Source organism: Halobacillus sp. AWH4_228, assembly GCF_056158365.1.
In genome coordinates this window covers 2,987,514-3,001,830 of the sequence record NZ_JBSWTE010000001.1, presented here as the reverse complement: position 1 = coordinate 3,001,830, position 14,317 = coordinate 2,987,514, and the positions used below count along the sequence as shown (strand labels likewise).

General features: G+C 47.6%; 18 protein-coding genes. 11 read left to right on the top strand and 7 right to left on the bottom strand.

Going from position 1 to position 14,317, the window contains the following annotated elements:
- Nucleotides 1-22 precede the first annotated feature (22 nt).
- Nucleotides 23-892, bottom strand: coding sequence for a cation diffusion facilitator family transporter (locus ACXADP_RS15575; RefSeq protein WP_474967773.1), 870 nt, complete (start codon nucleotides 890-892; stop codon nucleotides 23-25).
- A gap of 223 nt (nucleotides 893-1,115) precedes the next feature.
- On the opposite strand from ACXADP_RS15575, the gene wrbA reads away from it, so the two are divergent.
- From wrbA to ACXADP_RS15560, 3 genes are all read left to right on the top strand, one after another.
- Entirely contained in the window at nucleotides 1,116-1,721 is a 606-nt protein-coding gene (wrbA, locus tag ACXADP_RS15570) for an NAD(P)H:quinone oxidoreductase type IV (RefSeq protein WP_474967774.1), read from the top strand.
- A gap of 238 nt (nucleotides 1,722-1,959) precedes the next feature.
- Nucleotides 1,960-2,202 (top strand): IDEAL domain-containing protein, encoded by a 243-nt coding sequence (locus tag ACXADP_RS15565; RefSeq protein WP_474971881.1) that lies wholly within the window; start codon nucleotides 1,960-1,962, stop codon nucleotides 2,200-2,202.
- Nucleotides 2,203-2,341: 139 nt separating this feature from the next.
- A complete protein-coding gene (locus ACXADP_RS15560) occupies nucleotides 2,342-3,133 on the top strand; it encodes a M15 family metallopeptidase (protein WP_474971880.1) in 792 nt (263 codons plus the stop codon).
- 38 nt (nucleotides 3,134-3,171) lie between these two features.
- Here the strand turns inward: ACXADP_RS15560 and ACXADP_RS15555 are convergent, their stop codons facing one another.
- Nucleotides 3,172-3,792, bottom strand: coding sequence for an NAD(P)-dependent oxidoreductase (locus tag ACXADP_RS15555; protein ID WP_474971879.1), 621 nt, complete (start codon nucleotides 3,790-3,792; stop codon nucleotides 3,172-3,174).
- Between the two features lie 100 nt (nucleotides 3,793-3,892).
- Between ACXADP_RS15555 and ACXADP_RS15550 the strand changes: the two genes are divergently transcribed.
- Nucleotides 3,893-5,176, top strand: a complete 1,284-nt coding sequence (locus ACXADP_RS15550) for an MFS transporter (RefSeq protein ID WP_474971878.1) — start codon at nucleotides 3,893-3,895, stop codon at nucleotides 5,174-5,176.
- A gap of 6 nt (nucleotides 5,177-5,182) precedes the next feature.
- Here ACXADP_RS15550 and ACXADP_RS15545 read toward each other — a convergent pair whose 3' ends face one another.
- Nucleotides 5,183-6,100 carry a zinc dependent phospholipase C family protein gene (locus ACXADP_RS15545; RefSeq protein WP_474967779.1) on the bottom strand — a complete coding sequence of 306 codons (918 nt, stop codon included), beginning with the start codon at nucleotides 6,098-6,100 and terminating at the stop codon, nucleotides 5,183-5,185.
- A gap of 260 nt (nucleotides 6,101-6,360) precedes the next feature.
- On the opposite strand from ACXADP_RS15545, the gene fumC reads away from it, so the two are divergent.
- From fumC to ACXADP_RS15530, 3 genes are all read left to right on the top strand, one after another.
- On the top strand, nucleotides 6,361-7,752 hold the full coding sequence (gene fumC, locus ACXADP_RS15540) for a class II fumarate hydratase (protein ID WP_474967780.1): 1,392 nt from the start codon (nucleotides 6,361-6,363) through the stop codon (nucleotides 7,750-7,752).
- A gap of 115 nt (nucleotides 7,753-7,867) precedes the next feature.
- Nucleotides 7,868-8,071, top strand: a complete 204-nt coding sequence (locus tag ACXADP_RS15535; RefSeq protein WP_027956559.1) for an alpha/beta-type small acid-soluble spore protein — start codon at nucleotides 7,868-7,870, stop codon at nucleotides 8,069-8,071.
- 135 nt (nucleotides 8,072-8,206) lie between these two features.
- The gene (locus tag ACXADP_RS15530; RefSeq protein WP_474967781.1) at nucleotides 8,207-8,374 is read left to right on the top strand and encodes a hypothetical protein; all 168 of its coding nucleotides are present in this window, start codon (nucleotides 8,207-8,209) and stop codon (nucleotides 8,372-8,374) included.
- A gap of 137 nt (nucleotides 8,375-8,511) precedes the next feature.
- On the opposite strand, the gene ACXADP_RS15525 is transcribed toward ACXADP_RS15530, so the two are convergent.
- Nucleotides 8,512-9,609, bottom strand: coding sequence for an ABC transporter ATP-binding protein (locus tag ACXADP_RS15525; protein ID WP_474967782.1), 1,098 nt, complete (start codon nucleotides 9,607-9,609; stop codon nucleotides 8,512-8,514).
- A 123-nt stretch (nucleotides 9,610-9,732) separates the two neighbouring features.
- On the bottom strand, nucleotides 9,733-10,629 hold the full coding sequence (locus ACXADP_RS15520) for a PucR family transcriptional regulator (protein ID WP_474971877.1): 897 nt from the start codon (nucleotides 10,627-10,629) through the stop codon (nucleotides 9,733-9,735).
- A gap of 111 nt (nucleotides 10,630-10,740) precedes the next feature.
- On the opposite strand from ACXADP_RS15520, the gene ACXADP_RS15515 reads away from it, so the two are divergent.
- Nucleotides 10,741-11,022: a metal-sensitive transcriptional regulator gene (locus tag ACXADP_RS15515; RefSeq protein ID WP_027956555.1), complete on the top strand. Its 282-nt coding sequence runs from the start codon at nucleotides 10,741-10,743 to the stop codon at nucleotides 11,020-11,022.
- 46 nt (nucleotides 11,023-11,068) lie between these two features.
- Here the strand turns inward: ACXADP_RS15515 and ACXADP_RS15510 are convergent, their stop codons facing one another.
- Nucleotides 11,069-11,251 (bottom strand): hypothetical protein, encoded by a 183-nt coding sequence (locus ACXADP_RS15510; protein WP_474967784.1) that lies wholly within the window; start codon nucleotides 11,249-11,251, stop codon nucleotides 11,069-11,071.
- A gap of 136 nt (nucleotides 11,252-11,387) precedes the next feature.
- Between ACXADP_RS15510 and ACXADP_RS15505 the strand changes: the two genes are divergently transcribed.
- From ACXADP_RS15505 to ACXADP_RS15495, 3 genes are all read left to right on the top strand, one after another.
- Nucleotides 11,388-12,524, top strand: a complete 1,137-nt coding sequence (locus ACXADP_RS15505; RefSeq protein ID WP_474971876.1) for a DUF445 family protein — start codon at nucleotides 11,388-11,390, stop codon at nucleotides 12,522-12,524.
- A gap of 85 nt (nucleotides 12,525-12,609) precedes the next feature.
- Nucleotides 12,610-12,969, top strand: a complete 360-nt coding sequence (locus ACXADP_RS15500; protein ID WP_160834837.1) for a YlbF/YmcA family competence regulator — start codon at nucleotides 12,610-12,612, stop codon at nucleotides 12,967-12,969.
- 229 nt (nucleotides 12,970-13,198) lie between these two features.
- Nucleotides 13,199-13,969 carry an enoyl-CoA hydratase gene (locus ACXADP_RS15495; protein WP_474967786.1) on the top strand — a complete coding sequence of 257 codons (771 nt, stop codon included), beginning with the start codon at nucleotides 13,199-13,201 and terminating at the stop codon, nucleotides 13,967-13,969.
- A 31-nt stretch (nucleotides 13,970-14,000) separates the two neighbouring features.
- Here the strand turns inward: ACXADP_RS15495 and ACXADP_RS15490 are convergent, their stop codons facing one another.
- Nucleotides 14,001-14,186 (bottom strand): YhzD family protein, encoded by a 186-nt coding sequence (locus ACXADP_RS15490; RefSeq protein WP_474967787.1) that lies wholly within the window; start codon nucleotides 14,184-14,186, stop codon nucleotides 14,001-14,003.
- Between the last annotated feature and the right edge of the window lie 131 nt (nucleotides 14,187-14,317).

Below are 14,317 nucleotides of genomic sequence, written 5' to 3'. Positions count from 1 at the left end.
TGGGAATGACAAGCGGGAGCTTTTATTCTTCGAAAGGTTCAATGTGGATATGGGCATACCGGATATCATTCTCTTTTTTTAAGAGGGCTTCTACTTCATCCGTAATTTCGTGTCCCTGCTGGATCGTAATGTGAGGGTCTACGTGAATGGTTGCTTCAACAAGCGTCTGACTGCCCTGTAATCTTGCCTTCACATCTTTAACGGCCCAGACATCCGGATGGCCGGAAATCGTTGTACGAATATGTTCAATCTGCCCTTCCTCATAACCATCGGTCAAACTGTGGGTGGCTTCCTTGAAGATGTCCCAGGCTGTCTTGCAGATGATCAAACCGACGATGAAACCTGCCAGCGGATCGAGCCAGAAGAGACCGAACTGGGACCCGAAAATACCAATGCAGGCTCCGATACTGACCAGCGCGTCGGATCGGTTGTCCTGTGCGGCCGCATAAAGGGAGGGGCTGTTCACTTTTTGTGAGAGATTTAAGTTATAGCGGTAGACGCCGAACATGACTCCGGCAGCTCCCAGAGCGGTCCAGGCAGTCAAAAGCGATGGCTGGCTTGTTTCCTGATGAATGAGGTCCTGCACGGTTCCTATAATGACTTCGATTCCGACAGTCATCATAATGAAGGCGGCAATCAAAGAGGCAATCGTCTCTGCACGGAAATGTCCATAGTGATGGTCCTCATCAGGGGGCTTGCGGGATATTTTCAGTCCGACGAGTACAGCGATGGAGGCGACCACATCCGTCGTATTATTCAAGCCGTCCGCCCGTAAAGCTTCAGACTCTCCGGTATAGGCGACCAGCAGCTTGACAGAGGCCAGAACAAGGTAGGCAATGATACTGACCCAGGCTCCCCGTTCCCCTCTCTTTAAATTTTCGTATTCACTCATCCGCCTGACACCTCCATCCTCGGTTTTTACAGCATGTTTTAGCTTACCAAAACGGTCATTAGTGAGTCCAGAGAAAAAAAACTTCCCTCACGCATGTACATTGCCTGAGGTCAAATTCAGCATCATCTCGATTTGGAGATTCTTTAGTTTTAAATAAATATAAGGGGGGAATAGCAACAGTGAAAATCATAAAATTCGAAATTCATTAAAGGAGAGATAAAAAATGGCTCAGGTAAAACTTGCGATTATTTATTACAGCTCTACAGGAACGAACTACAAAATGGCCAAGTGGGCGGAAGAGGAAGCACAGAAAACAAATGCAGAAGTGAAACTCATCCGTGTTCCTGAACTTGCTCCGATGGAAGCTATAGAACAGAATCCGGCATGGAAGGATCACTACTTAGCTACTAAAGATGTTGTACCTGAAGCTACGGTTGATGATCTGGACTGGGCAGATGCCGTTATTTTCAGCATGCCGACCCGCTTTGGAAATGTGCCGGCGCAGATTAAACAGTTTATGGACCAGGCCGGCGGCTTATGGTTCCAGGGGAAGCTTGTAAACAAAGTCATCAGTGCAATGACATCTGCACAGAACCCTCATGGCGGTCAGGAATCCACTCTTCTCAACTTTTACACAACGATGTTCCACTGGGGGTCCATTATTGCCACTCCAGGATACACCAATGATGCGGTGTTTGGAGCAGGAGGGAATCCATACGGAACGAGTGTCAGTGTAGACGGGGAAGGTCATATGAAAGAAGATGTGGAAGCAGCTGTCCGCCACCAGGTCAACCGGACTCTTGAAATTGCAGGTAAATTTGCAGAATAAGGAAAAGGAGAGGGCGCAGACGTTAAGCTGCGTCCTTTTTTTATATATACGGACGCGGGATATGGAAAGTTCAAAAAAATATCAGGCGGCTGCATGTGCTGTCACCCTAGTAAACAAGCGGTTCAGCAGGTTTATGTAAGTAGAAATCGGGGAATGATATAACTAAATATTCAGAAAACTTGTTGCGTTCTTCTAGTAAATCCTGCATAATGAAAAAAAGCATGAAGGGGGTAATCTCATGAGAAAGCAAAAGATCAATTATGTTATTCGTCGGAACCCCGGTTACAAAGGGAAAGAGATTACGGCAAAGAGAGAACTGTCTTTTGGAATAAAACTAGCCTCGCGTCTGCTTTTGGATCACCTCAGCTATCAATTCAATAAGGATCGTTTAGATAGAGAAATCAACCAGGCTATCGACAGCGGCGACCGGGAAGCGTTCGACCGGCTCAGCCTGCAGTATCAGCTGTTTACATGGGAATAAAGCACAGCCGCTGGAGTGACAGCGGCTTTTTTATATGGCCTTTTATAGACCCGTTATTAGGTAGAGATGTGGATATACAACTTCTTCCTGACAATGTTATAGTTGTTACAGCATCTTTGAAAGTAGGAAGGGAATTAGTGTGAAAAAAATACTTACCATGGTCTTGATAGGGGCCGCATTAACCGGGTGTTCCAACAATCCTCTCAGTTCGGATGACCATCAGGCAGAGGAAGCACCTGCCTCATCCACTGCCCAGCAGGAGGAGAAAGAAAGTACACCAGCATCAGGAGAGGCGTCTCAAAATGAGGATACCGCTTTGTCCAATGGAATGATAGAAGTCGGTGATCCTGAAAGTGTTGAAGTCGTCGTCAATAAACAGCGGAAACTCCCAGACGGCTATGCCCCTCCGGATTTAACCGTACCGGATGTGCCGTTTTCCTTTGAGGAAGACCATCCGAAAAAACAGTTAAGACAGGAGGCGGCTGATGCGCTGGAGGAGCTTTTTGAAGGCGCAGATCAAGCAGGGCTTGAACTTGTAGCCGCATCAGGATATCGTTCGTATGAACGTCAGAAAGAAATTTATGAACGGAACGTAGAAGTGTATGGAAAAGAAGAAACCGATACGTTTTCTGCGAGTCCGGGAACAAGTGAACACCAGACAGGTCTGGCGATGGATGTGACTTCGGCAGAAATGGCATTTAAACTGACCCAGGCTTTCGGTGATACCCCGGAAGGTGAATGGGTGGCGGACCATGCTTATGAATATGGGTTTGTCGTCCGTTATCAGGAGGGAAACAATGACATTACCGGTTATAAATATGAACCGTGGCACCTTCGCTATGTTGGTAAAGAAGCAGCGGCAGAGGTTCATGAACAGCAGGTGACCTTAGAGGAATTCTTCGGTTACGAGCCGGTCAGTGAGACAGAATAATAAAAAGCCGTTTCCCGATGGGAAACGGCTTCTTTTTTTTAATAGCAGATGCCGACGCGCTTTTGTGGAAACTGGTCGTTTATAAGCGTCTGGTAGGCGAAGACGGCTGTATCGCCGGTGGTCACTTTTTTACCATCCTCCGGAAGTCTGTCCAGTTCAAAGCGGACGCCGCCTTGAACGTCTCCTTCTGGAAGGTAGGTCGGACAGACAATCGTCCAATCGAGTGTGGTTTTCTGTAAATGCTGGTAAACCCCGGCATGTTCTTCTGCCGCGAACGTTTTACTCCGTTTGGATTCCGAACTTTCAAACCTGTATTTTCCATCCTCGTAGCGGCTGTCGAGGATTCCCGCGGTCCCGATCGTTACCACCCTTTTCAAACTTTGACGCTCCATTTCATCCGTAAGAAGCGGGACGGCTGTTGTGAGGGTATCGGACTTATCTGTACTTAATCCACAAAACACGACTTCACAGTCTGTCAGCGTCTTTCTGATATCTTCCTGATTCTTTGCATCCCCTTGGACAAGTTCTGCCCCTTCCAGCATTTCCTCTGCTTTATGAATGTTCCTGACCAACGCTTTTATTTCATGGCCCCTGCTTAGGGCATAGCGGATGAAATGGGTACTGACACGGCCTGTTCCACCGATTACAGCTATTTTCATATGAATCACCTCAAATATTTGTAAATTTTTCTATCAAGAAACCTTTCCGATCTTTTCTTCTGCTATTCTTAGGACTAAAGATAGTGCTGGGGGGATGGCTATGACGAAAAAGTCTGTGCGCAGCTGGATTTTATATGATTTTGGGAACTCAGCGTTTGCCACCACCATTATGGCTGCTGTGCTGCCTGTGTTCTATTATGATGTGGCAGCGAAAGGAGTACCATCGTCGCTTGCGGCGAGTTATTGGGGATATTCCCAGTCAGCCGCTGTTTTAATCGTTGCGCTGCTCGCCCCCATTCTCGGTGCCGTCAGTGATTATTCCGCTTCCAAGAAACGTTTTCTTATGTTCTTCGCTTTCATGGGGATCCTTGCTTCTATTCTGCTGGCATTTGTCGGCGAGGGGGATTATGTATGGGCCTCTCTGCTTCTGATTGCAGGTACCGTCGGTTTTTCCGGCGCCAACGTATTTTACGATGCTTTTCTGCCTGAAGTTGCGGGGGAGGAGGAGATCGACCAAGTCTCAGCTGCTGGTTTTATGCTCGGTTACGTAGGGGGCGGCATTCTCCTTGCTGTCAATCTTCTTATGATTATGAAGTATGACTGGTTCGGTCTTCCGAACAGCACTACGGCCGTGCAGCTGTCCTTCGTTTCTGTCGGGATATGGTGGCTGATCTTTTCCATTCCCCTGCTTCGTCATATTAAAGAGGAGAAAAGGAAAACCAGTGTGAGGCAGCGCTCCTACCTATCCATCGGATTCCGTCGTGTTTTACACACAGCAGGGGAGCTTCGGTCTTATAAGCCGCTCCTATTATTCCTGGCCGCTTTCTGGCTGTACAATGATGGTATTTCTACCATTATTAAAATGGCCGCCATCTATGGCCGGGATGTCGGAATTGACAGCAACTCGCTCATTACAGCTCTTTTGATTACTCAGTTTGTCGGCATTCCCTGTACATTTTTATTCGGGCGGCTGGCACGAAGAATCACAGCTAAACGAGCCCTGCTGATCACGCTTTTTATCTACCTTTTTATCGTAGCTCTCGGTTATTTCATGACGACAGCGTTTCACTTTTACATCCTTGCGGTCTGCGTCGGAGTCGTTCAGGGAGGGGCGCAGGCATTGAGCCGGTCGATATATGGACGGATGGTCCCGGAAGGTCGCGAGGCAGAATTTTTTGGATTTTACGGCATTTCTTCTAAATTCGCTGCTGTTTTTGGTCCTTTTGCCTTTGCGTTGATCGGTCAGTTGACCGGTTCGAGCCGTCTCGGCATTCTATCGCTGATCGGATTTTTCACAGCGGGCATTCTCCTTCTCTGGTTTGTTGATGTGGAAAAAGGTGTTGATCAGGCCTCGTCTGGAAGTGGTGAACCTGTCGAACGTTAAACGACCCTAAAGGAGGGGGCGGCTGTATTGGTTGGCGCGGTTCTCGGACAAAGGTCTTCCTGTGTCATAGGAAATGTCCCCTATCTTTTTCTTCAGCTGTTTGAAAGTCTCTGTCTGCTGGTGTTCCCAGTAGTGGAAAACCAATGAAAGAACCGTAACAGCTTCGCTCAGCGCTGCTTCGTAAAGATCAATAAACGACTCTGTATGGACAGCGGATGTAGCGGAATGCTGCCATGGGCGGCGGTTTTCATTCATATAATCGATGTCGTCAATAATGGGACTGTGAGAATAGGAGGAGACAAAAGACGACAGCCATTTGTTTTTCCACTGCCACCTGTCTCGCAGCAGTTTCTGCGCAGCCGTCATATGGCGGTAGGACTGCCTGATCAGGGATCGTGGATAGTGAGAGGCTTCGGCCGGGAATTGTCTGGCAAGGAGGGGGTGCATGAAGCTGGTCAGTTGTTCCTCCAAGGTTGAAGATAAACGGATGTGTTTGTGAACGGCTGTTTTCCATGGATCTTTCTTTCGGAAACGCTTCATCAAGAGAGTGTCGATGATCACTTCCAATTCCTGATGCTTCGCTCCCTCATAACCGGCATGGAAATGGATGAAGGGATGGGTCGTCCGGTCAAGCATGTGATGGCTGATAAAACCTGTCATATAGGCCTGCATTGGAGCTTTTTCCTTTGCTCCCGCCTCGATCATATCCATGAGAAAAGGGCCGCATCGAGATGTGTGCAGAAGGGTGCCCAGAGCGGTCCCTTTTTTGGACGAACAAAAGGGCGGGAAGTTATGATAAAAGAAAGGATCCGGTCCCTGGGCGCCCATATGCAGACTGTTCGGTGCTGCATGGATCAGGGGGTGGCAGAGAATCCTTTCGCAAAGTTCATCAATAAATAGAATGTGAGTCCAAATGTTCGGCATGGTCGTTACCTCCTGTTTTAAAGCAAAAAAAAGAGCCGTTCCAAGGCTCTTTTCACCACTTTATACCCACTTGAGAAGTCAAGCGTGGTTTGGTTAACCGGTGCTTGACAGCATAAGTATAGACGATTATCTGAAAAATGTAAATAATCTGAAATGAAAACGCGGAAAATTGTCAAAAACACCCGTCATTCAGGTGATTGTTCAAAAGATTCTTGATACAATGAAAAAGCATAGAAAGAACTGAAAAGGGAGGATTTTTCATGGATTACCGCGTGGAGAAAGATACGATTGGTGAAATACATGTGCCAAGTGAAAAATATTGGGGGGCACAAACGCAGCGAAGTAAAGAGAATTTCCCGATCGGTGATGAAAAAATGCCGAAGGAAGTCATCGAAGGCTTTGCCATCTTGAAGAAGAGCGCAGCGAAAGCCAATGCTGCTCTTGGACTTTTAGAAGAGGAAAAGGCGGAAGCGGTAGGCTATGCTGCGGACCAAATCATTGCAGGTGAGCTGGATGAACATTTTCCGTTAGTGGTCTGGCAGACCGGCAGCGGCACGCAGTCGAATATGAATGTGAACGAAGTTATCGCCTACGTGGGCAATCAGTGGCTGGAAGAGAAGGGGAGTGAGACGCGTCTTCACCCGAATGACGATGTCAACAAATCACAAAGCTCAAATGATACGTATCCTACAGCGATGCATATCGCTTCCGTCCGTAAAGTGGAGGATGTTGTCCTTCCTGCCCTCACCCAGTTGAAGCACACGTTACAAGAAAAAATGGAAGCGTTTAATCATATTGTGAAAATCGGCCGAACTCATCTCCAGGATGCGACACCCCTCACGCTTGGGCAGGAAATCAGCGGCTGGCACCGCATGCTGGAAAAGACGGAGAAGATGCTGATCGAGAGCAGTGAATATGTGAAAGAACTTGCTATCGGCGGCACGGCTGTCGGGACAGGCCTGAATGCGCATGAAGATTTTTCAGAACAGGTCGTTGCTGAAATCAATGCGTTGACCGGCAAAGGGTTTGTTTCTGCACCGAATAAATTCCATGCCCTCACATCCCACGATGAACTTGTACATACGCACGGAGCTTTGAAAGCTCTGGCTGCGGATATGATGAAAATCGCCAATGATGTCCGCTGGCTTGCGAGCGGTCCGCGCTGCGGCATTGGAGAAATAACAATTCCGGCCAATGAACCTGGAAGTTCCATCATGCCTGGGAAAGTGAACCCGACTCAAAGTGAGGCGGTTACAATGGTTGCGGTTCAAGTAATGGGAAATGATGCGGCCATCGGTTTTGCTGCCAGTCAGGGGAACTTTGAATTGAATGTATTCAAACCGGTGATTGCTCATAATTTCCTTCAGTCCGCCCAGCTTCTCGCTGACAGTATGGTCTCCTTTGATGAGCGTTGTGTCAGCGGCCTTGAGCCGAATCATGAACAGATTGAAAAGTATCTGCGTGACTCCCTGATGCTGGTCACGGCCTTGAATCCTCATATCGGTTATGAGAATGCCGCGAAAATAGCAAAAACAGCATTTGAAAAAGACCAGACGTTGAAAGAAACAGCTGTGGAGCTCGGTATTTTGACCGAAGAGCAGTTCGAGGATTACGTAGATCCAAAAGCCATGACAAAACCAAACGCCAAGTAAAAGGAATCCAGCCATGTGTCTATTGTTTTTCTCCAGTAATTACCACTGTCTTTTTTGACATAAAAACAAAACCTCCGACCCATACTACGATTACACAGGACAGGAGGTGAGACACATGGCTAACAACAACAGTTCAAACGAGTTGGTTGTACCTGGTGTACAACAAGCTCTAGACCAAATGAAATACGAAATCGCTCAAGAGTTCGGCGTACAGCTTGGTCCAGATTCTACAGCACGTGCTAACGGTTCTGTAGGTGGAGAAATCACTAAGCGTCTTGTACAAATGGCTGAACAGCAGTTCGGTGGATACCAAAAATAAATACGTGTGACGAAGGAGGAAGGGTGCGCCCTTCCTCTTTATTTTTGTGAAAGAAGTGGACCAATTATGTACGAATGCGGACTTTGTAACGGGTGGGGAGAAACGCAGCGCGCCTGCCCGAGGTGTGAGGGTAGGATGAAGGATCGGGGAAGGGTGACTGATTTTCTTGATGAATACAGCCCTTATCTGGATCTTACCTATACCGACCTTGTTGATGGTGAGATCGATTCCTCCATTCAGGACGAATGTGTTCACCTTTTTGTGTGTGAAGCCTGTGGTCTGCAGGATATTCAGACAACATAGGCTGTTTCAGATACGATACAGCCCGGGCGGTGATTTATTCCAGACACTGCCCGGGTTTTACCGTTTTTGGAGGCATTCAGAAACATGCAGTTCCCCTAAAAAAACAAGCAGCCCTGGATAGGGCTGCTTTGTTATGATCAGCGGATACGGCTTTCTGTATCCTTATCAAAGAAGTGGACTTTGTTCATATCAATCGCCAAGGTAATTTGGTCTCCACCGTTGATATCGGAACGGGAATCGACACGGGCGATGAATTCCTGGTCATTCAATTTGGAATACAGGTAGGATTCGGAGCCCATCAGCTCAGCTACTTCAATGTCGGCCGTAATTTTCTTGTCCTGGTTGGCATCGATAAAGAGCGGCTCATCGTGCATATCTTCCGGACGCACACCGAGGATAATTTCCTTTCCGATGTAGCTCTGTTCTCTGAGCGGCTTCATTTTTCCTTCCGGTACGGCAATTTTGATTTCTCCGAGTTCAATGTGACCATCAGCCAGTGTGCCATGGAGGAAGTTCATAGCCGGGGACCCGATGAAGCCGCCGACAAACACATTCTCAGGCTTATCATAGACATCCTTCGGCTCACCCACCTGCTGGATGATTCCATCTTTCATAACGACAAGACGGGTGGCCATCGTCATCGCTTCGGTCTGGTCGTGGGTAACGTAGACGGTCGTTGTCTGCAGACGCTGGTGCAGTTTCTGGATTTCAGCGCGCATCTGGACACGAAGCTTGGCATCCAGGTTGGATAAAGGCTCATCCATCAGGAAGACTTTTGCGTCACGGACGATGGCACGCCCGAGGGCTACACGCTGTCTCTGTCCACCTGACAGCGCTTTTGGTTTACGGTCCAGTAAAGCCTCCAATCCAAGGATCTGAGCGGCGTTCTTGACGCGGCGTTCAATTTCCGACTTATCCATCTTGCGGAGTTTCAAACCGAAGGCCATGTTGTCATACACGTTCATGTGCGGATACAAGGCATAGTTCTGGAATACCATGGCAATGTCACGGTCTTTTGGTGCTACATCGTTCATGCGCTTGTCATCAATCATGAAGTCTCCGCCGGTGATCTCTTCAAGCCCTGCAATCATACGGAGTGTTGTCGATTTACCACAACCGGACGGACCTACAAAAACAATGAATTCCTTGTCATTGATATGAAGGTTGAAATCGTCGACGGCTTTCACATTTTTATCATACACTTTATCAATATTGTTCAGTTTAAGTTCTGCCATTGGAAACTCCCCCTGTTTTTGAAATCGCTTTCTTAACTGATTTCAGTGTACCGAAGTTTCTGAAAACGGTAAATGGACAAAGTGCACAAACTCACCATCGTGAGCTTTGTGCACTCTGTCGAATTACAACTGTAGATGTAAAAGAGCAAGATAGGTGATGACCGCCCCTTTGAAATCCTTAATATCCAAATCCGTTTTTTCGATGAACTTATCGACACGATACTGCAGGCTGTTCCGGTGCATATACAGCTTTTTAGCAGCAAGGGACGTGTTGGATCCGGTTTCAAGGAAAACCTTGATGGTCTGAAGCAGTTCCTTATCTTCCAGTACCTCGTGGAAGATCGACTGCTCCACCTGATGCCAATAGGCTTCAGGAAGGTAGTCGATGTAGAAATAGGGAATAATATCCTTGTAGGAAACGACAGCGGGCATGTGGTATCGATCTGCCAGATCGGCTCCGCTCAGCGACCATTTCAAAATAGAAGGGGCTTCTTTTAAGTCAGAACTGAAATGGCTTGTGAAAAAACGTATATTTGTGTAGAAGTCACTCATGAGAACATCCGGAATCCCTTCGAATGTCAGGACCTCCTGCCCGCTCGAGAAGATTTCCTCCACCATGTATCCCGACTGGTCCGACTGCCAGAGCAGGGGCACGCGTTCCGGAAATAGAGACTGGAGCGCTTCTTTTATCGTGCTTTTTTCAGTGCCGGAGTCATCAAATGTAAACAGGATGAAGCGGTACGACTGCGGCCAGGAAATGCCTTCATACTGGCTGCCGGTGGAAGTGAGTTCCTTCCATGCCGTTTCCCTTTCTGTCTCGGTCATGGTATCTTTCTCAAAAGGAGTAAGGAAGATGGATAACAGCTCCGCTTCCTGGTTATTCCTTTCGCCCTTAGGGATGGCAATGAGTTCTTTTTCCGGCGTCAGATAATAGTCCCACTGGTCTGAATCGCCGGCTTCTGCTTCGGTGATCACCCTCATAGAGGGGTAGATCTGCTGGAGTTGATGAATGACAGACATGAATCTCTTCCTTTTTACTAGGATATTTACTATTATAGTAATACAATGTAGAAATCCGCAAAGTCAATTGATCCCTATACATGATAAGTCGGAGGGAGAGGAGGAATCGGAGTGGAACACGTAAAAGAACAGAGTTTCTATGGACAAGAAACGAAAAACCGGTTGAAACGCATTGAAGGGCAGGTGCGCGGTGTCCTTAAAATGATGGATGAGGAAAAAGACTGTAAAGATGTCATCACCCAGCTGTCTGCGGCACGTTCAGCGATGGACCGGGCGATTGGTTATATTGTAGCGAAAAACCTTGAGGAATGTATACGCGTTGCTCACGAAGAGGGAGAATCCGCTGAAGATTTAATCAATGAAGCTGTACAGATGATTGTGAAAAGCCGCTGAAATGAAGCTGTCTCTGATGGATGAGGGTCCATCAGAGACAGCTTTATTATTTTTCTGCAAGGTCATTTTTCCGATTTTCCTGAACCGGAATTTCATGGGCTTCCCCGATCTGCTCCCGCCCGTATACCGGCGCTACGGTGCCGCCCGCCATTCCTTCATTAATCATGCGGTCAACATCCACTTCAAACTGGTCTTTTCCTTCGGGTGCCTTCTTTTTTTCCTCCTTCATTCTGGTCACCTCCTTCCTTATAGGGTGGCCCGTTTGAAGGGGAATCATGAGAGTGGATATTTTTCATTCCTCTCGTTTGGCACACGCCGCATTTTTCCATTATACTTGGTACACTACGATAGAAAGAGGTTGTACGATGCATCCAATACTTCTGATTCTTTTAATGATGGGGATCGGTGCCTTGATTGGTGGAGTAACGAACTCTCTCGCGATTAAGATGCTTTTCCGCCCTTACCGTGCGATATATATCGGGAAGTTCCGCGTTCCATTTACGCCGGGGCTTATACCTAAACGACAGAATGAATTAGCACAACAGCTCGGGAAAATGGTCGTGAATCATCTTCTTACACCCGAGGGTATCCGCCGCAAATTGACTGAACCTGCTCTGGTGAGCCAGATGACCTCCTTGGCTGAACAAGAGGCGTTGAAATGGATGCAGCAGGATAAATCCGTCCAATCCCTGCTGAAGGATTTCCAAATCGATGTGGCTTCAGAGGAAATTCGATTGAATACGGCTTCTTGGATCGAAGAACGGTACCATATGCTGATGGATGGATACAGGCAGCAGGAAATCAGAGAGCTGCTGACTCCGGAATGGACATCGAAGGTGGATCATGGCGTTGACCAGGCCGCTGAGCACATTCAAAAAAGTATCGAGAATTATTTCCGGAGTACAGAGGGAAAAGAGAAAGTTTCCGCCCTCATTAATAATTATCTGGACAATCAAGGGTTTCTCGGTAATATGATTTCCTCTTTCTTAGGGCCGGACGGGCTGACTGAACGTCTGTATCCGATTCTCCTGAAATATGTGTCCGACAGTGAAATGAATGAATGGTTGAAAACGATGCTTCATGCAGAAAAAGAGAAATGGCTCGACATGCCCCTGGAATCCGTGGAAGAACGAATCGGTTCTGATGAAATCGGGCGTCTGATCGGGCAGACGACGGCGGAGGCTCTTCCTGTTGAGCAATGGATGGAGCGTTCGATTGCAGACTGGACCGCTCCTATTCAGGAGAAGGTGACCAAACAATGGATTCCGGTCCTCATTAGGAAATCCATCGATGTCATCTCCGGCAAAGTGGAAGGGATGATCCAATCCGTTCGACTGGAGGAAGTCGTCAAGGAAGAGGTAGAGGCTTTCCAGGTGGATCGTCTGGAGGAGATGGTCCTTGGCATTTCAAGAAGGGAATTCAAGATGATCACATATCTCGGAGCTCTTCTTGGAGGACTGATCGGTCTGCTGCAGGCCGCTCTCGTCATGGTGATCGGATAAGACCCTATTCCTATACAGACTTCAGTGAGTCTGTTATAGTGGGGTAGGAATGTTAGAAGTACGAAATTACAGGAGGGCTTATTTTATGGCAAACCTATACGATTACGCTTATGATTTGGAAAAAGCGATCCGCAACAGTGAAGAATTCACAAGCTTGAAAGAAGCTTATGAAGCGGTTATGAATGACGAAGCAGCGAAAACAATGTTTGATGATTTCCGTCAGACACAAATGACGCTTCAACAAAAACAGATGCAGGGAGAGGAAATCTCCGAAGAAGAAGTGGAGCAGGCTCGTAAAGTCGTAGAACTTGTACAGCAGCACCCACAGATTTCCAAGCTGATGGAAGAAGAACAGCGTTTGAACACTGTTATCAACGATATCAGCCGTATTATTACAAAACCGCTGGAAGAGCTTTACGGTAATCCGGAAGAGCCACAGCAGTAATGCAGTTGACCGCCGTTTCTACGGTGGTCCGAGTCTGCAGAGAACCTTGTGTTCTCTGCAGACTCTTTTTTTATGCCTGGAAACGCAGCGGCCCTTCTCATTCAGCAGGAGTCTGTCTTTGTGTCTTTTCTGCATGATGGATGGAATGTTGTCGACCTTTGCAGGAGAAAAGAGACACGCCGGCGAAATGTAACGAATAGAAGACATTTTTGAATCCAGGGGGAGAAGAATGGGCCACTTTAGGGTTGAAGAAAAGGATAATGTTGTGCACATTACGTTGGACCGCGGAGAAAAGTACAATGCGCTCGGGACGGAGCAGTTAGCTGAATTTGCTTACGTTCTCGATCAGGTGCAGCATTCAAAGGCTCAGGTTGTGGTTTTGTCGGGAAGTGGAGACGGCTTTTGCGCCGGCGGGGATCTTACAATGATGAAGGAAGCCGCCGACCGTGACGTGTACGACCAGGTGATGGATGACATTGAATATATCGTGAAGTCTTTTTATACGATGCCTAAGGTTGTGATCGCTGCTGTTCACGGGCCTGTCGTCGGGCTCGGACTCAGTATTGCTTTATCGGCTGATTATGTAATGGCGGAAGCAGGGGCGCAGTTGTCCATGAACTTCATCGGCATCGGACTTGCTCCGGACGGGGGCGGCCACTTCTGGCTCCAGGAACGTCTGGGTACCCATCAGGCCAAGCATTTTACTTGGAAGGGGGAGCGGATGTCGGCTGCGGAAGCTTATGAATACAAGCTGATTGACCAGGTTGTTGAAGGATCGGTCCAGCAGAAAGCTGGAGACCTTGCAGATTATTGGAGCCGCCGCCCGCTCCGATCGATGATTGCGACGAAGGAGATCTATCATAAATATGGCTTGGAAAAGCTCCAGACCTATTTGACAGAGGAAAGGGAAACCCAATGGATGCTGAGGCACACAGATGATCACCTCGAAGGTGTTCAGGCTTTTATGGAGAAGAGGAAGCCTGTATTTCACGGAAAATAATGAAGAGCCGCGCCGTTAAGCGCGGCTCTTTTCAGCGGTGGAAAAGAACCAGCCGTCCATCAGGCGACACGCAGCGGTGGGTAAACTCACTGTATCCATGCTCCGTCAGTTTGGCTGTCCCTATTTTTTTTGCTTCCTCATCATGTTCAGCTTCAAAGTTCTCATCAAGCACATTTGTCCCGTCTTGTTCGAATACGGTTAAGTAGTAGCGTTTCATGGATGTCCCCCTCGAATGAATAGTTGTTCATTTATTTACATTTGTCATGAGAAAGCGAAATTCCTGCAAAAAGCTTCAAGTTTCTTCATTTTTATTTGTGGAAAAATTGAAACTCCCGGGCGGACAAGCCC